The organism is Caballeronia sp. ATUFL_M2_KS44 (assembly GCF_023630965.1).
GTDB lineage: Bacteria > Pseudomonadota > Gammaproteobacteria > Burkholderiales > Burkholderiaceae > Caballeronia > Caballeronia concitans.
The window spans coordinates 233,784-254,661 of record NZ_JALQEA010000067.1; the positions used below are offsets into that span (position 1 = coordinate 233,784).

Sequence of the window (20,878 nt, forward strand, 5' to 3'; positions counted from 1 at the left end):
GGAGCGAACATGAAAGACGAGCTATACCTGATTACCGGAGCGGCCGGCGCGACAGGCGGGGCCGCCATCGACGAATTGCTTCTGCACGGTGCCCGCGTGAGGGCGCTCGTGCATCGTGACGACGATCGCGCGGCGGCATTGCGCGCGAGGGGCGTGGACGTGCTGACCGGCGACTTGCTCGACGATAAGGCCGTTCAGGCCGCGCTCCGAGACGTCTCGGGCGCGTACTTCGTGTATCCGATCATGCAGCCGCAACTCATCGAGGCGACAGTGTATTTCGCACAGGCCGCCAGAGTCGCCGGTGTGCAATCGATCGTCAACATGTCTCAGATCAGCGCGAAAGCCGATGCACAGAGCCATGCCGCGCTCGCACACTGGTATGGAGAACGTGTATTCGACTGGAGCGGTGTCCCGGTCACGCATCTGAGACCCACATTTTTCATGGAGTGGCTGACGTACGGTTTTCAACTGCCGCAGATCGTGAAGCATGACATGTTGAGCGTGCCTGCGGGAGATGGCAGGCACGCGCCGATTGCCGCTGCGGATCAGGGGCGTGTCATCGCCCGCATCTTGCTCGAACCTGCCGATCACATCGGCAAGACGTATCCGTTGTTCGGCGCGGAAGAGTTCGATCACGAGCAAGTGGCGCGGATTGTCGGCGATACGCTCGGACGCACGATTCGCTATGTGCCGGAAAGCCTCGATGCATTCGAGGCGCGCCTCGGACACGCGGGACTGCCGGAGCATTTCATTCAGCACATCACGTCGGTTTATCGTGCGTATCAGGCGGGTGAGTTTGCCGGTCACGACGACACGGTCGAACGGATCACTGGCCGCAAGCCGATGACCGTGCGCGATTACGTCCTTCAAAATCGCGAGATATTCACGCCTGATGCGCAGCCATAATCCGGCAGGCTCGGATGTCATTCGCTCAGTAGTTTGTCGAAGTCACGATCGAGGCCGGCCAGCGATGAATCGATCTTCGCGCGCTTCTCTTTCACCCATTGATCACGTTGCGCGATGTTCGCTCTCGCCGCGGTCAGCATGCGCTCCATCTCGGCGGGTTGCGGGCCGCCGATGGTTCGCCGGTTGTTGACGATCGCGATCGGATCGAGCGTCGCGCGAAATTCTTCCTGGCTCATCGGAAGCACGCCATCGCCATAACCTTTAGTGGTTTCAGCATAGATTCGCTTCGCCTGTTCGTATGGGAAATCACTGGGCTTGATATTGTTCGCCCTCGCGTATTCCACGATCTCCGACGCAAAGTGATGTCCCAGTCGGAAAGGCAACTTGTATTTGCGCATCAGCACGTCGGCGATTTCCTGCGATGCGGTCCAGTCGCTGTTCAGTTCATCCAGCGCTCTGCCTTGATCGATCACCAGCGCTTGCAGAATCTGATCCCACTTTCTCAGGACGGTAATGGCGCTATTCACCATTTCCTTGTTGTCCCTGACTTCTTTCGCGTCGGGCATGCCCGGCGGCAGATTGTGCGCCCGAATGACCGGCCCCATCGCGAGCGTAATGGCGGTGGATGCGTCGGCCCGCGTGGAGTTCAGCAGGCCAGGGTTGCGCTTCTGAGGCATGGCGCTGGAAACGTAGGTGTTGGCGCCGCCCTCCTGAAGGAGAATCCACGGACGCGGCTGCGCATACTGCGTCATGACGTCCTCGATGAAGCTGCCCGCATGAAGCGCGATTTCCGTGACGATCGATCCGACTTCGACCGGATGATCGACCGCCGCAATCTGATGCGCATCGTAGGCGTTGTCGACGATATCGGGGAAGCCCAGATAATGGGCCATGCGAACGCGGTCCAGTGGCCAGCTCGTGCCGTTCAGAACCGTTGTCCCCATCGGAGACAGATCGATGCGCGCGTACGCTTCGCGGATGCGCTGCGCGTCACGATCGAGCGCGGCAGCGTAGCCGAGGAGATAGTGGCCATAACTGTTCGGCTGGGCTGCGACGCCGTTGGTGTAGTTCGGCACGATGGTGTGCTCATGCTTCTGCGCGAGCGTGACGATTGTCGCGGACGTCTTGTCCAGTTGCTCGGCGAGGCGGAGCATGTCGTCGCGCAATATGGCTGCACGATACGTGGCATGCATGTCCTGACTCGATCGTCCGGCGTGCAGAAGGGTGACATCCATGCCCGCAGCCTGAATCAGAAGCGGCTCGAAAGTGATGACGGTGGCAGGGCGTTTGCCGCCGGGTTGATTGCCGTCGTGAAGCACTTTAGCGAGACCCGCCGCGATGCCGGGCGCCAGCGTTTTATCGAGCAAACCCTCCTGCGTATTGATGACGGCAGTAGCCTTGTTGATTTCGCCCAGCCAGTAAAACTCGTCCCGGTTCGTTGTTTGTTGCGCGCTAGCCGGCAAAGCGTGGAGAAGGAGAGTGATGACGAACGGCAGTACCTTCATTCGGGGCATGGTCTCGATGTCCTTGTCGTTCCGTTGATATCGGCCGCTTGAGCGTCTTCGCGCTGAAAGCCGAGCCGACGATTCTAATCGCAGCACCTTAAGCGCGTCGGCCATCGACCGCGACGGCTCAGTGGTCAAAGCGAGTCCGCCTCGTGACAAAGGCTGAAACGACACCTGTTTTCACTCCCGGATCAGGCACCGCGCCTCGCTCATCGGACTGTCGTATATGTCTCGTCGCTGGCGAGCGCCATTCCATGACGTTCTCGTGCGACCCTGCACGTTGCGTCGATTTCCTGCTGCAGTCGGTTCGCGTCCCAGCCAAGCGCCGGCGCAGCGGTCTCCGCGACTTCGGACACGAGCGCTTTCGTCAACAAGCCGGAGATCGCAAGAGTCGTGCGTCGAAACAATAGATCGGCGAGGTGCGTCACCATTTCGTTCTCGCACAGGTATCGAATTTCGCGGACGGTGTAGCCCGGTTCGTGCGCGAGCGGCCGGTCCGGGCCGTCATCGTGCGCTTGCGCGCAGTCAGCAGCGACATCGAATCCGGTCGCGCCGTAGCGTGAAAGCAGGGTTTCGGCGCGTACCGTCGATACCGCGAAGCGCCTCGCGGTGTCGTCGATCCACGCGGCGCGCGCCTTTGCATCGCGCGGAAAGCCGTGTCCGCCGCCGATCGGTTCGTGACGCGTGTCGGCCTTGCGCGAACGTCCGAGTCGGGCGAGCGTGTCGTCGGCGGCCGCCGCCGCAAAGCCGCGAAACGTCGTCCACTTGCCGCCGACGAGCGAAAGGACGGGCGTCTGCGCGCCCGGCAGACGATCGACGTGCATCGCGTGATCGCGGCTGACATCGCCCGGATTCGCAGCGTCGGAATAAGGCAAGGGGCGCACGCCGCTGTATCGGAACACGATGTCCGACTCATTCAGCGCCACGCCGGGAAACACTTCGCGGAGCACGCCGAGCATGTAGGCGACCTCGTCGTCTTCGCAACGCACCTGGTCCGGGTCGGTCACGCGGATATCGGTCGAGCCGATCAGCAGCTTGCCCATGAACGGATAGACGAGCGAGATGCGTCCGTCTTTCGAGCCGTAGTACACCATGCGGCCCCGCAACTGCGCATGCAGCTCCGGATGATCGACGATCAGATGCGATCCCTTCGCGCCGCCGATGTATTTCCGTTCGATGCCGAGCGCCGCATTCACGCTGTCGATCCAGGCGCCGCCCGCGTTGACGACGACATCCGGTTCGACCGCGACGAGCGACTGGCTCACGAGATCGCGCAGCCACACGACGCCGCCTTCCGCGCGCGCGACGCTCACGTAATTCGCCGCCGCCGATTCAGCGCACGCAGCCAGCCCATCGGCGACGAGTTCGTAGTTCAGGCGCTCCGCATGCGTGACCTTGGCGTCGTAATACGTGGCTGTCGCCTTGATGGCGGGATCGAGCAGGGGCAGCGACGCGAGCGAGCGCTTCCTGAACGCAAACCGGTGCAGTGGCATGGTGCGGTCGTGCCGCCCGAGAAAATCGTAGAGGGCGAGTCCGATCTTCGAGACGACGGCGCCGCGATCGGCAAGTTTCGCCTTCATACCGAAGAACCTTAGAGCGGACGAGAGCAGTCCGCCGAAGTACGAGTGAATCGGCAGGACGGTTTCGAGCGGCAGCACGAAATGCGGTGCATTCTTCAGCAACAGGTTGCGCTCCAGCGTGGACTCGGCGACAAGCCGGAACTCTCCTGTCTCCAGATACTTCACGCCGCCGTGAATCAGCCGCGACGGCGCGCTGCTCGCGCCGGAAGCGAAGTCGGTCTTGTCGATCAGAAGGCAGTCGACGCCCTGCAACGACAGGTCGCGAAACAGGCCCGCTCCGTTGATGCCTGCGCCAATGATCAACACGCTGATTTTCGGATCGCGCTTCAGCCGGTCGAGAAAGAAATCGCGGTGTCGTTCGGTCATCGTCGTTCTCCGGCTTCATTGTGCGGCGGGCGGGCGGTCGAGCGCGGCCCACAGGGGTTGGACGGCGGCGGCGAGTTGCGTCCACAACCGGTATGCATCGTCGAGACGGGCGTGCCGGGCGGCATCCGGCGTGTGGGTGCGCTGCACGCGGCACGCACGCGCGGCGGCATCGGACAGGGACGCGAAGAGGCCCACGCTCACGCCGGCACAAAGCGCGGCCCCGTGCGCGCTGGCCTCCTGGCTCTCCGGAATGTCGATCTCGCGGCCGAGGACGTCGGCGAACAACTGCGCCAGCATCGGACTCGACGATCCGCCGCCGGTCAGCCCCGCACGGCGCGCGGGAAAGGCGCTGGCCAATGCTTCGATGTGCCAACGATGATTGAACACCATGCCCTCCAGCACGGCGCGCGCGAGATGGGCTCGACTGTGCCACGAGCGGATGCCGAAGAACGATGCGCTCGCAGGCTGTTCGAACGGCGAGCCGAATAGAAACGGGTGAAACATGACGGCGCCCGGTTCGTCGAACGCGGCCTGCACTTCGTCGCCGATCAGATCGAACAGCGAGCAGCCGCGCCGCGCGGCTTCCCGCGTCTCGTGGCGAAAAAGCTCGCGCAGCGCCCAGTCGACGTTACTGGACGACGCGGGCGATATGGACATGTTCATCCATTGACCGGCGCGCGTGCCGTTTCGGCAAGACCAGCGCGGATCGAGCTTCGGACGGTCGGAGAGTATCTCGTTGATGCTGAACGTGCCCGCCGTCACCGACAACACGCCCGGCTCCGAATTGCCCATGCCGACCGCGCTCGATGTGACGTCATGCAGGCCACAGGCCACGGGCGTGCCTTCCCTGAGGCCGGTCTGCGCGGCGGCGAACGCGGTGATCCGTCCGGCCTGCGCCGCGGACGGAACGATGTCCGGCAGCGCGCGCCGGATCGCCGTGAGCCCGTAGAGCGCCATCACATCGTCGCTGTAGGTCTGCGTGTTGACATCGGTGAACGAGGAACTGGCTTCGGTCGGATCCGTCGCGAATACGCCGGTCAGACAGAAGCGCAGCCAGTCCTTGCAGAACAGCACGTGGCCGATGCGGGCGAACCGCTCGGGTTCGTGGCGCTCGATCCACTTCAGCAGGCTGACGGCGGCGTAGGCGTAAGGCCGCTGCCCGGTCAGTTGCAGCGCGTGATCCAGCACGCCTTGCTCGCGCCATTGTTCGTGCACGTCGAACGCGCGGCTGTCGAGCGACAGGATGCCCGGCCCGAGCGGCGCGCCGGCGTCATCGACGAGATAGAGCCCGTCGCCGTGACCGGTCACGCCGACGGCTTCCACCGCGCCGCCCGGAATCTGGCTCAACGCATCGCGAATCGCGCCGCAGGCGGCGTCCCATGTCTCCCGCATGTCGCGCTCGACATGCCGCGCGCGGGGCTGCCGCTGCTCCACGCGGCGGCTGCCGACGGCGACGGTGCGCCCGGATGTGTCGAAGATGACGGCCTTCGTCGCGGTCGATCCGCTATCGATGCCCAGCAGATACGTCTCCATCGTGTCTCCGTTCTTTTTACGTCACTGACAGGCCGTCCCGGTCTTTTTTGCCGACGCTCCCAAGCTAGGGTTAGCGCGGATGGCGATGGAAGAGACGAGTGCCTATCGTGACTGAACTGAAAAAAATTTCAGCGCATTAAAAAAATATCACTTTTCGACGTGCTCATGGAGACGACATGACGAAATCCGCCGACAGGCGCGATGCCGAAGACAGCCTTGCGATCCGCGCGGCGTGGCTGCATTACGTCGCCGGCCAGACGCAGGCGGACGTCGCATCGCGTCTCGGGGTGACGAGCCTCAAGGCGCATCGGCTCATCATGCGTGCGAACCAGAGCGGTGCGGTGAAATTCAGCATCGACGGCGACGTGGCCGAATGCGCGGTGCTCGAAGCCGGACTCGCGCATCGCTACGGTCTCAGCTATTGCGAAGTCGTTCCGGATCTCAACGAAGGCGAACTGCCGTTGCGCGCGCTGGGATTCGCCGGGTCGCAGTTCCTTCAGCGCGAGATCCTCGCGTTGCAGAACGGCGTGATCGGCATCGGGCATGGCCGCACGCTCGCGGCCGCCGTCGCGAACATTCCGCGCATGGACGCGGGCACCGTGCGCTTCGTCTCGCTGCTGGGCGGCGTCACGCGCAAATACACGGCGAATCCTTATGACGTGATTCATCGTCTGGCCGAGCAGACGGGCGCGATGTCCTACGTGATGCCGCTGCCGTTCTTCGCGAATACGGCCGAGGATCGCGAAGTGTTGCTGTCGCAGCGCGGCGCGCGCGAGGTGTTCGATCTGGCGGCGCACGCGGATCTGATGCTCGTCGGCATCGGCTCGGTGAACGCGGACGCGCAACTGGTCGCCTCGCAGATGATCGAGCCGGCGGAAATCGACGAAGTGCGCGAGATGGGCGGTGCGGGCGAAGTGCTCGGGCATTTTTTCAGCGCGGAGGGCGAATCGGTCGAGACGTCGCTCGCGGCGCGCACCGTGGCGCCCGAACTGGAGGATCTGAAGGGCCGGCGCATCGTCGGCATCGCGGGCGGCGCGTCGAAGATCGCGGCGATTCGCGCCGTGCTGAAGAGCGGCCTGTTGAGCGGATTGATCACCGACGAAGTGTCGGCGCTCGCGCTCAACGACGAGCCCACCGCAGCGGAGCACGCGTGATGAACGGGCACACGCGCGATCTGCTGATCGGCATCGACGCCGGCACGTCGGTCATCAAGGCCGTGGCCTTCGATCTCAGCGGGCGGCAAATCGCCGTCGCTTCGGTGCCGAACCGATACACCACGAGCGCCGACGGCGCGGCGACCCAGCCGCTCGACCGGACCTGGGCGGACTGCGCGCAGACGCTGCGCGATCTCGGCGCGAAAGTCGAAGGTCTCGCGCAGCGCACGTGCGGACTCGCGGTCACGGGGCAGGGCGACGGCACATGGCTCGTCGGCGCGGACAATCGTCCCGCGAGCGATGCATGGCTGTGGCTCGATGCGCGCGCCGCGAGCACCGTGCAGCGGCTGCAGGAAGGCGCATCGAGCCGGGCGCGCTTCGAGGCCACCGGCACGGGGCTCGCGTCGTGCAGCCAGGGCGCGCAGATCGCCCACATGGCCGCGACGATGCCCGACGTGCTGAAGCGCGCCGAAGTCGCGCTGCATTGCAAGGACTGGCTGTACCTGAATCTGACGGGCGTGCGCGCAACCGATCCGTCGGAGGCGAGCTTCACCTTCGGCGACTTCCGGACGCGCCGCTACGACGACACGGTGATCGACGCGCTCGGCCTCGTCGAGTGGCGAGGCTTGCTGCCCGACATCGTGGACGGCACCGAGACCACGCATCCGCTGTCGGCGGATGCCGCGCGCGCGACGGGCCTTCTCGAAGGCACGCCCGTGTGTCTCGGCTTCGTCGATATCGTGCTGACCGCGCTGGGCGCGGGCATTCATACGGAAGGCGCGGCGGGCGCGAGCTGCTCGATCGTCGGCTCGACGGGCATGCACATGCGCGCGATGCGCAACGAAGACGTGCATCTGAACGCCGAAGGCACGGGCTATGTGATCGCGTTGCCGCTGCCCGGCATGTCGGCGCAGGTGCAGTCGAACATGGCCGCGACCCTGAACGTCGACTGGGCGCTGAATCTCGCCTGCGATCTGCTCAGGCAGTTCGGCACGAGTCTCTCGCACGCCGACCGGATGAAATGCATCGACGGCTGGCTGCAATCCGGGCGTCCGGGCGCGCTGCTGTATCACCCCTATATCTCCGATGCAGGCGAGCGCGGCCCGTTCGTCGATCCCAACGCCCGCGCGGATTTCATCGGACTGACGAGCGAAAGCCGTTATCCGGACCTGTTCCGCGCCGTGGTCGAAGGGCTCGGCATGGCGGCGCGCGACTGCTACACGTCGATGGGCCTGCCGATGCCCGACGAGCTGCGCCTCACCGGCGGCGCGACGCGTTCGCGCGCCCTGCGCGGCGTGCTCGGCGCGGTGGTCGGCGCACCGACGCGCATTTCCGCGCGAGAGGAAGCCGGCGCGGCGGGCGCGGCGATGATGGCGGCGGTCGCGCTCGGCGTCCACGCCGACATGGACGCGTGCATCGCCGAATGGGTGACGCCGCTCCTGGGAGAACTCGAAACGCCGGATGCCGAACTGACCCAGCTCTACACGCGGCTTTTTCCGGCCTATCGCCACGCGCGTCAGGCGCTCGCGCCGACGTGGGATGAGACCGCGCGGCTGCTGAAGTCGCGGCATCGGCCAGAAGCCGTTTCCGCAGCCCTCAACTAACGTCGAGCACATCGACACGGAACGCTGAGATGAGCGAGAGAGACATGGTGGACCTGTGTGTCATCGGCGGCGGCATCAACGGCGCGGGTATCGCGCGCGATGCGGCAGGCCGCGGGCTGTCGGTGATCCTGTGCGAAAAGGACGATCTGGCGCAGGGCACGTCGTCGCGTTCCGGCAAGCTGGTGCACGGCGGTCTGCGCTACCTCGAATACTACGAATTCAGGCTGGTGCGCGAGGCGCTGATCGAGCGCGAAGTGCTGCTCAATGCCGCGCCGCACATCATCTGGCCGCTGCGGTTCGTGTTGCCGCACAGTCCGGGCGATCGTCCCGCGTGGCTCGTGCGCACGGGCCTCTTTCTGTACGACCACCTCGGCGGCCGCAAGAAGCTGCCGGGCACGCGGTCGCTCGATCTGTGGCGCAACCCCGAAGGCGCGCCGATCAAGGACGAGTACCGTCGCGGCTTCGAATATTCGGATTGCTGGGTCGATGACGCGCGCCTCGTCGTGCTCAATGCGGTCGATGCCGCGCTGCGCGGCGCGCAAGTGCTCACGCGCACCGCGTGCGTATCGGCGCGGCGCGAGGGCGGCGCGTGGCGCGTCGAATTGCGCGATGCACGCAACGGCTCGACGCGCGTCGTGACGGCCAGGGCGCTCGTCAATGCGGCGGGGCCGTGGGTATCGGACGTGATCGGGCGCGCGGGCGCCACCTCGACGCGCAAAGTGCGGCTCGTGAAGGGCAGCCATCTCGTCACACCGAAGTTCTGGGACGGCCCGCATTCCTATCTGGTGCAGAACCACGACAAGCGCGTGATCTTCATCAACGCCTACGAAGGCGACAAGGCGCTCATCGGCACGACCGATGTTCCATGGGACGGCGCGCCGGAAACCGTGCAGATTTCAAACGAGGAGATCGACTATCTGCTGTCGGCGGTGAACCGCTACTTCAAGCATCCGCTGCGCCGCCAGGACATCCTGCAGACGTTCTCGGGCGTGCGGCCGCTCTACGACGACGGCAAGGGCAATCCATCGGCGGTCACGCGCGACTACGTGTTCGATCTCGACGACAGCAACGGCGCGCCTCTGCTCAATGTCTTCGGCGGCAAGATCACGACCTTCCGCAAACTCGCGGAGCACGCGCTGCAAAGGCTCAAGGGCACGTTCCCGTCGATGGGCGCCGACTGGACCGCCTCCGCGACGCTGCCGGGCGGCGACATCGAAGACGCGGATGTGGCGCGTTTCACCGCGCGCCTGCAAAGCCAGTACGACTGGCTGCCGCGCAGCCTGCTGCGCTACTACACGCAGACCTACGGCACGCTCACGGCGCGGGTGATCGACGGCGCCACGTCGCTCGACGGTCTCGGCGCGCAGTTCGGGCCGAATTTCTACGAAGCGGAAGCGCGCTATCTGATGGCCCACGAATGGGCTGCGACGGCGGAAGACATGCTCACGCGCCGCACCAAGCACGGCCTGCACATGAGCGCGGCGCAGAAGTCCGCGTTCGAGGCGTGGCTTGGCAGCCTCGTCAGGCAATCCGCGTAAGCGGCCGCGCCGAAACATACAGGAGACGGGACGAACATGGCATTCACGCTTGCACTCAACACGAATCCGCTGGTGAACCGCTTCGCCGAGCCGGGCGATCTGATCGAGACGATCGCGCACGACATCAAGGTCCGGGACGTGCAATTGACGCACGAGTTCATCAACCCGTCGTGGCCGGCGGCGGTCACGCGCCGCCTCACCCGCGAGATGCGCGCGGCGATGACGCGCACCGGCGTGCGCATCACGTCGGGCATGACCGGGCCGTATGGCCGTCTGAACCACTTCGGCCATCCGGATGCCGATGTGCGCCGCTACTACATCGACTGGTTCAAGACCTTCGCGGACATCACGGCGGACCTGGGCGGCGATTCCATCGGCACGCAGTTCGCCATCTTCACGTACAAGGATTTCGACGACGCCGCGCGCCGCGACGCGCTGATCCGGACCGCCATCGATTGCTGGGCCGAAGTCGCGGAACACGCGAAGGCGGCCGGATTGAAGTACGTGTTCTGGGAACCGATGTCGGTCGGACGCGAATTCGGCGAGACCATCGCCGCGTGCATGGCGCTTCAGGACCGGCTCAGCGCGGCGAAGACGGCTATTCCCATGTGGATGATGGCCGACATCGATCACGGCGACGTCACGAGCCCGAACCCCGACGACTTCGATCCCTACGCATGGGCGCGCGCCGTGCCGCGCGTGTCGCCGATCATCCACATCAAGCAGTCGCTGATGGACAAGGGCGGGCATCGCCCGTTCACCGCCGAGTACAACGCGCGCGGCCGCATTCAGCCCGAACCGCTGATTCGCGCGCTGCACGACGGCGGCGGCCGCGACAACGAAATCTGCCTGGAGCTGTCGTTCAAGGAACGCGAGCCGACCGATCGTCAGGTGGTCGAACAGATCGCGGAATCGGTGGCGTTCTGGGCGCCGCATTTCGACAGCGGCGTGCAAGACCTGCACATCTGAGGACACGACGATGCCAGACACGATGACACAGAAGCTGATCAATGACGGCGACGCCGCCGTCGACGAAATGCTGGAAGGCGTCATGGCCGCGCACGGCGATCTGCTGATGCGCAGCGAATCCGCGCCGCGCGCGATCATCGCGCGCCACGGTCCGCGCGAAGGCAAGGTTGCGCTCGTGATCGGCGGCGGTTCGGGCCACGAGCCGACCTTTCTCGGCTTCGTCGGCAAGGGTTTGGCCGATGCGGCGGTGATCGGCAACGTCTTCGCGTCCCCGCCGCCGCAGCCCGCCGTCGATGCGGCGCTCGCCGCGCACGGCGGCGCGGGCGTGCTGTTCATGTACGGCAACTATGCCGGCGACGTGATGAACTTCGACATGGCCACCGAGATGCTCGAACTGGAAGGCGTCGAGGCGCGCACGGTGCTGACGACCGACGACATCGCGTCCGCGCCGCGCGAAAAGCGCGAGACACGGCGTGGCGTCGCGGGCAACGTGTTCATCTTCAAGGCAGCGGGCGCCGCCGCGGATCTGATGATGCCGCTCGACGACGTGGAGCGCGTCGCGCGTCACGCCAACGCCCGCACCTACACGCTGGGCGTGGCGCTCGCGCCGTGCTCGCTGCCGCAGACGCGCCGTCCGAATTTCGAGATCGCTGCCGGCGATATGGAAATCGGCATGGGCATTCACGGCGAGCCGGGCATGCGCCGCGAGGCGTTGCGCACCGCCGACGCCATCACGGACGAAATCATGGACGCGATTCTCGCGGAGATGGGCGCGGCGAAGGGCGATCGCGTCGCCGTGCTCGTCAACTCGCTCGGCTCCACGCCGCTCATGGAGCTTTACATTCTCAACCGCCGCGTCGCGCAGCGCCTGAAAGACGCGGGTCTCGTCGTGCACAGAACGCTGGTCGGGCCGCTGTGCACGTCGCTGGAGATGGCGGGCGCATCGATCACGGTGATGCATCTCGACGACGAGCTTCAGCGGCTCATCGATCACCCGTGCGAATGCGCGATGTTTCAGCAGGAGGCCGCACGATGCGCGCGCTGACGACCGCCGACATGGCGCATCTCTTTCGCGCGCTCGCGCAGAGCATCGCGGCGGCGCGCGACGAACTCTGCCGGCTCGACGGCGTGATCGGCGACGCGGACCACGGCATCGCGATGGAGCAGGGCTTCGGCGCCGCCTCGAAAGCGGTCGATGCGCTGCCCGCCGGGGCGACGCTCGCGGACCAGTTGAACGCGGCGGCGAAGGGCTTTCTGAACGCGGTCGGCGCGTCGTCGGGACCGCTGTACGCCACGGCGTTCATGCGCGCGGCGAAGGCTGCGGGCGCGCGCGCCGAGATGCCGATGAACGAAGCGCCCGGCCTGATCGTCGCGATGGCGGAGGGCATTCGCTCGCGCGGGAAGGCCGAGACCGGCGAGAAGACGATGGTGGACGTGTGGGCGCCCGCAGCGGCGGTGGCCGCACAAGGCATGGCGGACCGCTTGCCGGTGAGCGAAATCATGGCGCGCATTCGCGAGGCCGCGGCGGCGGGCGCGGATTCGACGCGATCGATGGTCGCCACCAAGGGCCGGTCCGCGCGTCTCGGCGAACGAAGTCTCGGACACGTGGATCCCGGCGCGGCAAGCGCGGCGATGGTGCTCGACGTGATGGCCAACGAGTGGGGCAAACATGAAACTGACTGAAGCGATGGAGGTATGCCAATGAGCGCGGTCGCATCGACGAAGAGACATCCGAACCGCGGCGTTCGCCTGCTGATCGAGGTGGTGCTGTTGCTGATCCTGCTCGCCGCCATGGCGATGAGCACGAAGGTCGTGAAGATCGGCTCGGGCGCGGATACGCAAACCAAGGAGTTCGAGCCGGAGGCGTACGGCAACAAGCAGTTCCCGAAAACGCAGGCGGCGATCGAGAAGCGCGCGGTGGATGCGGCCACGCTGGCCGCGGCCATCGCCAAGGATCAGGACGCGGCGGGCAAGCAATACGGCGTGGCGGGCGGCGGCATCGGGCCGGAAATGTCGGTGAAGTTCACCGGCGTGGCGGGCAAGGAAGATTCCGGCGTCTATGAAGTCAAGGTGCCCGGCTTGCCGGATTCGCTCCTGATTCGCGTGCAGACGGGCCCGGCGATCAACGGCACCGATCTGCGCGACGCCACGGGCGACATCAGCTTCGGCCAGTTCACGAATCAGATCGACTATCAGAACGCGGGTTATGCGATCAACACGGCGATGAAAAAGCAGGTTCTCGCCAAGGTCGATACGGTCAAGCTGACGGGCAAGACCGTCTCGGTCGTCGGCGTCTTCCAGCTCGTGAATCCGAACGGCTGGCTCGTCACTCCCGTCAAGCTGGACGTGAAATGAGCACACTGACCGAAACCCCCGCACAAGCCCCGGCGAAAGACGGCGTGCTGCTGTCGGCGCGAGATATCGTCAAGTCGTATGGCGGCGTGCATGCGCTCAAGGGCGTGAACTTCGAGATCCATCGCGGCAAGGTCACGACGCTGTTCGGCGAGAACGGCGCGGGCAAGTCGACGCTGATGAAGATCCTCTCGGGCGTGGAAAAGCCGACGTCCGGCGAGATCGACCTCGACGGCAAGCGTGTCGCTTTCACTTCGTCGAGCGATGCGCGCGATCACGGCATCTCGATCATCCATCAGGAACTGAGCCTCGCGCCGAATCTGAGCGTGCGCGACAACATCTTCATGGGCCGCGAGATTCGCACGCGCACTGGCGTGAATTTCGCGGAAGAAGCGCGGCAGACGCGCGCGCTCATGCAGGAACTGGAAGAAGACGTCGATCCGATGACGCTCGTGCGCGATCTGCGCCTCGGCCAGCAGCAGGTGGTCGAAATCGCGCGGGCGCTGTCCGTCGATTCGCGCATCCTGATCATGGACGAGCCGACCTCGGCGCTGAGCGCATCCGAGGTCGAAGTGCTCTTCAAGGTGATACGCGATCTGACGAGCCGTGGCGTGTCGATCGTCTACATCTCGCATCATCTCGAAGAGGCGCTGCAGGTGACCGATTACGCGGTGGTGCTGCGCGACGGGCGCATCACCGCCACGGCCGAGCGCAAGGATATCGATCTCGGCTGGATCGTGCGCAACATGGTGGGCGACAACTTCGATCTGGGTTCGCCGCCGACCGGCTATGCATTCGGCGACGTCGCGCTGCATATCGACGATGTCAGCGTCGCGGACGAATCCGGCTCGGGCGCATCGGTCGTCGATCATCTGTCGCTGGAGGTGCGCGCGGGCGAGATCGTCTGCATCTATGGGCTGATGGGCGCGGGCCGCACCGAGCTGCTCGAAGCCGTGGCCGGACGCACGCGCTTGCCGGTGACGGGCGGCAAGATCCTGCTCGAAGGCGAGGACATGGCGGGGCTCGGCATTGCCGCGCGCATCGGGCGCGGCCTCGTGCTGGTGCCGGAGGACCGCCAGCGCGACGGTCTCGTGCCGACGATGAGCGTCGGCGCCAACATGTCGCTTGCCAGCATCCGCACGTTCGTGAAGGGCCTGCTGATGTCGCCGCCCGCCGAGCGCCAGCTCGTCGGGCAGTCGATCCGTAACGTTCACGTGAAGACCTCGGGCGCGGGCGCGTCGATCCGTTCGCTTTCCGGCGGCAATCAGCAGAAGGTCGTGATCGGCAAGATGCTCGCGACCAATCCGAAAGTCATCTTGCTCGATGAACCCAGCCGGGGCATCGATATCGGCGCGAAGTCGGAAGTATTCCGCCTGCTCGCCGAGAACGCGAAGAAGGGGCTCGCCGTCGTGTACTCGACCTCGGAAGTGGGCGAGTGCCTGAGTGTCGCGCATCGCATCATCGTGATGCGGCGCGGCAAGATATCCGCGGAGTTCGGCCCCGACGCCAACAAGGACGACATCATGGCCGCTTCGGGCGAAGCCGTGGTGGCCTGATCGTAGCAATGCCAGGAGACACTCGACATGAACAACCCCGCCAAGACTTCGGGATCGACCCACTCCGGTTCTTCAGGAGAAGGATTCGACCTCGGCAAGATGCTGCTCGAAGGGCGCGCTTTCTTCGCGCTGATCGCCATCATCGCGATCTTTTCGTTTCTTTCGCCTAACTACTTCGCACTGGAAAATTTCCTTACGATGGCCTCTCACGTGGCTATCTACGGCATTCTGGCGATCGGCATGCTGCTCGTCATCATCAACGGCGGCATCGATCTGTCCGTCGGTTCCACGCTCGGGCTGTCCGGCGTCGTCGCGGGATTCTTCATGCAGGGCGTCACGCTGAACATGTTCGGCGTCGTGCTGTATCCGTCGGTGTGGGTCGTCGTGGTGCTGTGCTGCGCGCTGGGCGCGTTCATCGGCCTCGTGAACGGCATTCTGATCGCCCGCTTCAAGGTGCCCGCGTTCGTCGCCACGCTCGGCGTGATGTACGTGGTGCGCGGCTTCGCGCTCCTGATGACCAACGGCCTGACCTATAACAACCTCGGCGGCTCGGCCGATCTGGGCAACACGGGCTTCGACTATCTCGGCTTCGACCGGCTGTTCCATGTGCCCGTCGGCGTGCTGATTCTCGCGGTCATCGCCATTCTCGGCAGCATCGCGCTGAACCGCTCGGCCTTCGGACGATGGCTCTATGCGTCGGGCGGCAACGATCGCGCCGCCGAACTCTCCGGCGTGCCGGTCAAGCGCGTGCTGGTCAGCGTGTACATGCTGTCGGGCGTGTGCGCGGCCATCGCCGGGCTGATTCTTTCTTCACAGCTCACGTCCGCCGGCCCGACCGCCGGCACGACCTACGAACTCACGGCCATTGCCGCCGTGGTGATCGGCGGCGCATCGCTGATGGGCGGCACCGGCAATATCCGCGGCACGCTGCTCGGCGCGTTCGTCATCGGCTTCTTGTCCGACGGTCTCGTGATCATCGGCATCTCGTCTTACTGGCAAACCGTGTTCACCGGCGCCGTGATCGTCCTCGCGGTGCTGCTGAACGCCATTCAATATCGCCGCCGGGCGAAGCGGCCCGCGCCGACCGGTGGCCAACTGGCTTCTCCGCAAGGCGGCAGCAAAGCTTGAGCGTTACGTCCGGCAAGTGAGAAGTACATCCGTAGTAAGTCCTGCGCCAACACCAACTTTTAGAAAGAGACAAGCCATGACTATGAAGAAGAGAAAGACTCTGATGCTCGCCGCTGCCGCTCTGGCTGCACCCCTGTTCGCCGGGCAGGCTCACGCCGCAGGCGGCCTCATCAGCATCATTGTGAACGATCCGGCGAATCCGTACTGGCTGGCCGAAGGCAACATCGCGTCCGCCGAAGCGAAGAAGCTGGGCTATACCGCGAACGTGTCGGCATCGAAAGGCGATACGAACACCGAAAGCCAGCAGATCGACACCGCCATCACCAACAAGTCCGTCGCGATCATTCTCGATCCGGCGAACGCCAGCGGCTCGGTCGGCGCCGTGAAGAAGGCCGTGGCCGCGAACATTCCGGTGTTCCTCGTCAACGCGGAAATCAATCAGCCCGGGCTCGCCAAGGCGCAGCTCGTGTCGAACAACGCGCAGGGCGCGGCGCTCGGCGCGCAGCAATGGGTCAAGGACGTCGGGGCCAAGGGCAACTACGTGGAACTGCTTGGCGCGCCGTCCGACAACAACGCGGCGACGCGCTCGAACGGCTACAAGTCGGTGCTGAGCCAGTATCCGGACCTGAAGCTCGCCGGCTCGCAAGTGGCGGACTGGGATCGCACGAAAGGCTTCAACGCGACCCAGAGCCTGCTGCAGGCGCATCCCGACGTGATCGGCGTGATCAGCGGCAACGACGAAATGGCGCTCGGCGCGATCGCGGCGCTCAAGCAGGCCGGCAAGCTCAAGAACGTGAAGGTCGGCGGCTTCGACGGTTCGCCCGCGGCAGTCGAGGCAGTCAAGGCCGGCGAGCTGCAATACACGGTGCTTCAGCCGGTCGCCGAGTTCTCCGCGAAAGCCGTTCAGGAAGCCGATCAGTTCCTGAAGACCGGCAAGACGGGCGCCTCGGGCGAGAAGCAGCTCTTCGATTGCGTGCTGATCACGAAGGCGAACGTTTCGAAGTACACCGCGCCGTTCGTCCTCTCGAAGTGACAGACGGCCCCGGCGCGCACGGCGGCGGCATCGGCCGTGCGCGCCTGAATCCGGACCTATTGAACGACTACGTATCCATGTCTGATTCCCTGTTCTGGGTCGGCACGAGCTGGAAGATGAACAAGACACTGGCGGAAGCGATCGCTTTCGCCGAGGGCTTGCTCGAAAGCCATGACGACCCGCGTATCCAGTGCTTCGTGATTCCGCCGTTCACCGCGATTCGCGAAGTGAAGTCGATCCTTGCCGAGACCAATGTGAAAGTCGGTGCGCAGAACATGCACTGGGCCGAGCGCGGCGCCTGGACCGGCGAAATCTCCCCGGCGATGCTGGTCGATTGCGGAATGGATCTGGTCGAGCTCGGTCACTCCGAGCGACGCGAGCACTTCGGTGAAACCGATGACGCTGTCGGACTCAAGGTCGAAGCCGCCGTGCGTCATGGCCTGACGCCGTTGATCTGCATCGGCGAGACGCTGGCCGACAAGCATGGCGGCCGCGCGGCCGATGTGCTCGCGACGCAGGTGCGCGGCGCGCTGGCGCGCCTGAATGCCGAACAGAAGACCGCGCCGATCCTGCTCGCGTACGAGCCGGTATGGGCCATCGGTGAAAGCGGAACGCCCGCCGACCCCGATTACGCGGATGCGCGTCAGGCGGAAATCGTCCGGGTCGCGCAGGAGATGCTCGGCCGCCGGATCCCTTGCCTCTACGGCGGCTCCGTCAATACCGGCAACTGCGCCGAACTCGCCGCCTGCCCGAATATCGACGGATTGTTCATCGGCCGGTCGGCCTGGAACGTGGCCGGCTATCTCGACATCGTGAAGCGCGCCGGAGCGGTGCTCTGAACCGCGGCGCTGACTTGCAAAACCCTGCTATCAAGGAGCTCATCATGAAGGTTGCCATCGGCGGCGACAGTGCCGGCGTCGGGTTGGCCCGCGTTCTGGCCGAGTATCTCAAGGATCGCTTCGATGTCTTCGAAGTGTCGAACAACGAATCGAATCCCGGCGAGTTCTACGCCGATCTCTCCGATCGCGTGGCATCCGGCGTGGTCAGCGGCCAGTACGACCGCGCGATTCTCGTGTGCGGAACGGGCATCGGCGTGAGTATTTCGGCGAACAAGGTGCCGGGCATTCGGGCTGCGCTTTGCCACGATACCTATTCGGCCGAACGCGCGGCGCTCTCGAACAACGCGCAGATCATCACGATGGGATCGCGCGTGATCGGCCCGGAAGTGGCGAAGGCGATTGCGGATGCGTTTCTCGTGAACACGTTCGACGAAAACGGACGCAGCGCGGGCAACGTACAGGCCATCAATCAGGTGGATGCGAAGTACCATCGATGACGCGGCTCATCGGGTCTGGAACGGGGCCGCCGTCGCCTCTCGTCCGAATGCGGCGAGCCCCGCGCAAGGCTGCTGCACTGCACGATTTTTGACCGGGAAAGACGATAGGGCTTTCCCGAATGCAAAAAAATATCAGTAACGCGTCCTATCCCGTGTAGTGAAATTTTCGCTCAACGGCTATTCTTGAATCCATGGAAGCGGTGACAAACCGAACAATCGTCGATAGAGACGGTGGCTCATGGAGACAGAATTGACGAACGACAGCGCCGATGTCGCAGGAGGCAGCACTCGCCGTCGCCCGCGGGTTGCCGAGCCCGACCTGGAGCTGGTCGCCGTACCGCGCGACGAATCGTTCAAGGTGTGGTCGCACGGCTATCCTTACAGCACGGTGCGCTGGCACTTTCATCCCGAGTACGAGCTTCACCTCATCACTGCCACGACGGGCAAGTACTTCGTCGGCGACTACATCGGAGATTTCGCGCCCGGCAATCTCGTCATGACCGGGCCTAATCTGCCGCACAACTGGGTAAGCAACGTGTCGCGGGGCGAGCAGGTGAGCGAACGCTGCCTCGTGCTTCAGTTCGATTCCGAATTCGTCGTGCGTGCAATCGATGCGTTTCCCGAATTCAGAAAACTCACTGGCTTGCTCGATGCGTCGGGCTGGGGCCTGGTGTTCACCGAGGACACGGGCGCGGCCGCCGAGCCGATCATGCGTGAGATGCTGCACGCGCAGGGAATGCGGCGGATCGCGCTCTTCGTATCGCTCTTCGCGCTCCTTCTTCAGAGCAGGGAGCCGGTCAGGTTGGCAAGCGCCGCATATCGGGCCGATCCGGCGCGCTACGCTGAGACGCGCATCAATCACGTGCTGACGTACATCGGCAAGAACCTCGCGCAGGAACTTCGCGAAGCCGACCTGGCAGGCCTTGCGGGTCAAAGCGTGAGCGCATTCTCGCGATACTTTCGCCGCCATACCGGCGTGCCTTTCGTGCAGTACGTGAACCGGCTGCGCGTCAATCTCGCGTGCCAGTTGCTGATGTCCGGGGAACTGAGTATCAGCGATATCTGCTATCAGGTCGGATTCAATAACCTGTCCAACTTCAACCGTCAGTTTCTGTTGATCAAAGGCATGTCGCCTTCCAGATGGCGCGGGTATCAGCAACTCAATGCGGCAAGCGCAGACGAGGCGCGCGGTTCCGCGCCATCCTACTCGGCGGCGAGTGCCGTCACCCAATAAATAAAGGAGACACCGAATGAAAAAGCTTTCGACACTCGTTGGCGGCATCAGCGCGATCACGTTAGGTATGCTAAGCGGATCGGCAATGGCGGCGCCTTCGGGCACGGTCGCGTTCCTGATGCCGGATCAGGCGTCCACGCGCTACGAACAGCACGATTTTCCGGGCTTCAAGGCAACGATGTCCAAGCTGTGTCCCGACTGCAAGGTGCTCTATCAGAACGCGAATGCGGACGTTTCGACTCAGCAGCAGCAGTTCAACTCCGTCATCGCCCAGGGCGCGAAGGTGATCGTGCTCGACCCCGTGGATTCGACCGCGGCGGCGTCGCTGGTTCATATGGCGCAAAGCCAGGGCGTGAAGGTGATTGCATACGACCGGCCGGTTCCGTCGACGCCAGCTGACTACTATGTTTCGTTCGACAACGAAGGCATCGGCCGCATGATCGCGCAGTCGCTCGTGCAGCACTTGAAAGACACCGGCGTGCCGACCAACAAGGGCGGTCTTCTCGAAGTCAACGGCTCTCCCACCGACGCAGCAGCAGGGCTGATCAAGAAAGGCATCCATTCCGGTCTCGCCTCCAGCGGCTACAAGACGCTCGCCGAGTACGACACCCCCGAATGGGCGCCGCCGAAGGCTCAGCAATGGGTCAGCGGACAGATCACCCGCTTCCAGTCGCAGATCGTCGGCGTCGTGGCCGCAAACGACGGCACGGCCGGCGGAACGGTCGCGGCCTTCAAGGCAGCCGGCGTGAATCCGGTGCCGCCGGTGACGGGCAACGATGCGACCATCGCCGGTCTGCAACTGATCATCGCCGGCGACGAGTACAACACCATCCTGAAACCGAGCGAAACCGTTGCGGCGGCCGCGGCCAAGGTCGCCGTCGGGTTCCTGTCGGGACAGGCCGCGAAGGGCGAAACGACGCTCTTCAACACGCCGACGCAACTGTTCACGCCGACCGTCATCACGGCGAAAAACCTCAAGGCGGAAGTGGTCGACAAGGGTTTCGCGAGCGCGAAGACCTTGTGTACCGACCGTTACGCGGAAGGCTGCAAGAAGCTCGGCATCACGAACTGAACCGGCGCGACG

The 20,878-nt window shown here is 64.6% G+C and carries 18 protein-coding genes; 15 read left to right on the forward strand and 3 right to left on the reverse strand.

Features of this window, described 5'->3' with window-relative positions; genetic code table 11:
* Positions 1–9: 9 nt before the first annotated feature.
* On the forward strand, positions 10–906 hold the full coding sequence (locus tag NCR39_RS28710) for an NmrA family NAD(P)-binding protein (protein WP_250456176.1): 897 nt from the start codon (positions 10–12) through the stop codon (positions 904–906).
* A gap of 17 nt (positions 907–923) precedes the next feature.
* On the opposite strand, the gene NCR39_RS28715 is transcribed toward NCR39_RS28710, so the two are convergent.
* From NCR39_RS28715 to NCR39_RS28725, 3 genes are all read right to left on the reverse strand, one after another.
* On the reverse strand, positions 924–2,420 hold the full coding sequence (locus NCR39_RS28715) for an argininosuccinate lyase (protein ID WP_250456241.1): 1,497 nt from the start codon (positions 2,418–2,420) through the stop codon (positions 924–926).
* A 200-nt stretch (positions 2,421–2,620) separates the two neighbouring features.
* The gene (locus NCR39_RS28720) at positions 2,621–4,357 is read right to left on the reverse strand and encodes a glycerol-3-phosphate dehydrogenase/oxidase (RefSeq protein WP_250456177.1); all 1,737 of its coding nucleotides are present in this window, start codon (positions 4,355–4,357) and stop codon (positions 2,621–2,623) included.
* Positions 4,358–4,372: 15 nt separating this feature from the next.
* Positions 4,373–5,890, reverse strand: coding sequence for an FGGY-family carbohydrate kinase (locus NCR39_RS28725; protein ID WP_250456178.1), 1,518 nt, complete (start codon positions 5,888–5,890; stop codon positions 4,373–4,375).
* 176 nt (positions 5,891–6,066) lie between these two features.
* Between NCR39_RS28725 and NCR39_RS28730 the strand changes: the two genes are divergently transcribed.
* The 14 genes from NCR39_RS28730 to NCR39_RS28795 all read left to right on the forward strand — a co-directional run bounded on the left by NCR39_RS28730 (position 6,067) and on the right by NCR39_RS28795 (position 20,866).
* Positions 6,067–7,044, forward strand: coding sequence for a sugar-binding transcriptional regulator (locus NCR39_RS28730; RefSeq protein WP_250456179.1), 978 nt, complete (start codon positions 6,067–6,069; stop codon positions 7,042–7,044).
* Positions 7,044–8,648 carry an FGGY-family carbohydrate kinase gene (locus NCR39_RS28735; RefSeq protein WP_250456180.1) on the forward strand — a complete coding sequence of 535 codons (1,605 nt, stop codon included), beginning with the start codon at positions 7,044–7,046 and terminating at the stop codon, positions 8,646–8,648. The genes NCR39_RS28730 and NCR39_RS28735 overlap by 1 nt, the downstream gene beginning before the upstream one ends.
* Positions 8,649–8,677: 29 nt before the next feature.
* The gene (locus NCR39_RS28740; protein ID WP_250456181.1) at positions 8,678–10,186 is read left to right on the forward strand and encodes a glycerol-3-phosphate dehydrogenase; all 1,509 of its coding nucleotides are present in this window, start codon (positions 8,678–8,680) and stop codon (positions 10,184–10,186) included.
* Between the two features lie 36 nt (positions 10,187–10,222).
* Positions 10,223–11,155: a sugar phosphate isomerase/epimerase family protein gene (locus NCR39_RS28745; protein ID WP_250456182.1), complete on the forward strand. Its 933-nt coding sequence runs from the start codon at positions 10,223–10,225 to the stop codon at positions 11,153–11,155.
* Between the two features lie 10 nt (positions 11,156–11,165).
* A complete protein-coding gene (locus NCR39_RS28750; RefSeq protein WP_250456183.1) occupies positions 11,166–12,200 on the forward strand; it encodes a dihydroxyacetone kinase subunit DhaK in 1,035 nt (344 codons plus the stop codon).
* Complete coding sequence (dhaL, locus tag NCR39_RS28755; RefSeq protein WP_250456184.1) at positions 12,188–12,838, forward strand: dihydroxyacetone kinase subunit DhaL; 651 nt, start codon at positions 12,188–12,190, stop codon at positions 12,836–12,838. Before NCR39_RS28750 ends, dhaL begins: the two co-directional genes overlap by 13 nt.
* 18 nt (positions 12,839–12,856) lie before the next feature.
* A complete protein-coding gene (locus NCR39_RS28760) occupies positions 12,857–13,510 on the forward strand; it encodes a DUF2291 domain-containing protein (protein ID WP_250456185.1) in 654 nt (217 codons plus the stop codon).
* Positions 13,507–15,063 carry a sugar ABC transporter ATP-binding protein gene (locus NCR39_RS28765; RefSeq protein WP_250456186.1) on the forward strand — a complete coding sequence of 519 codons (1,557 nt, stop codon included), beginning with the start codon at positions 13,507–13,509 and terminating at the stop codon, positions 15,061–15,063. The genes NCR39_RS28760 and NCR39_RS28765 overlap by 4 nt, the downstream gene beginning before the upstream one ends.
* A gap of 27 nt (positions 15,064–15,090) precedes the next feature.
* Entirely contained in the window at positions 15,091–16,191 is a 1,101-nt protein-coding gene (locus NCR39_RS28770) for an ABC transporter permease (RefSeq protein ID WP_250456187.1), read from the forward strand.
* A 76-nt stretch (positions 16,192–16,267) separates the two neighbouring features.
* Positions 16,268–17,224, forward strand: coding sequence for a D-ribose ABC transporter substrate-binding protein (locus tag NCR39_RS28775; protein WP_250456188.1), 957 nt, complete (start codon positions 16,268–16,270; stop codon positions 17,222–17,224).
* 77 nt (positions 17,225–17,301) lie between these two features.
* Complete coding sequence (locus tag NCR39_RS28780) at positions 17,302–18,063, forward strand: triose-phosphate isomerase (protein ID WP_284507407.1); 762 nt, start codon at positions 17,302–17,304, stop codon at positions 18,061–18,063.
* A gap of 44 nt (positions 18,064–18,107) precedes the next feature.
* Positions 18,108–18,560: a D-erythrulose-4-phosphate isomerase gene (gene derI / locus NCR39_RS28785; protein ID WP_250456190.1), complete on the forward strand. Its 453-nt coding sequence runs from the start codon at positions 18,108–18,110 to the stop codon at positions 18,558–18,560.
* 250 nt (positions 18,561–18,810) lie between these two features.
* Positions 18,811–19,794: an AraC family transcriptional regulator gene (locus tag NCR39_RS28790; RefSeq protein ID WP_250456191.1), complete on the forward strand. Its 984-nt coding sequence runs from the start codon at positions 18,811–18,813 to the stop codon at positions 19,792–19,794.
* Between the two features lie 16 nt (positions 19,795–19,810).
* Positions 19,811–20,866 (forward strand): ABC transporter substrate-binding protein, encoded by a 1,056-nt coding sequence (locus NCR39_RS28795; RefSeq protein ID WP_250456192.1) that lies wholly within the window; start codon positions 19,811–19,813, stop codon positions 20,864–20,866.
* The last annotated feature ends 12 nt before the right edge of the window (positions 20,867–20,878 follow it).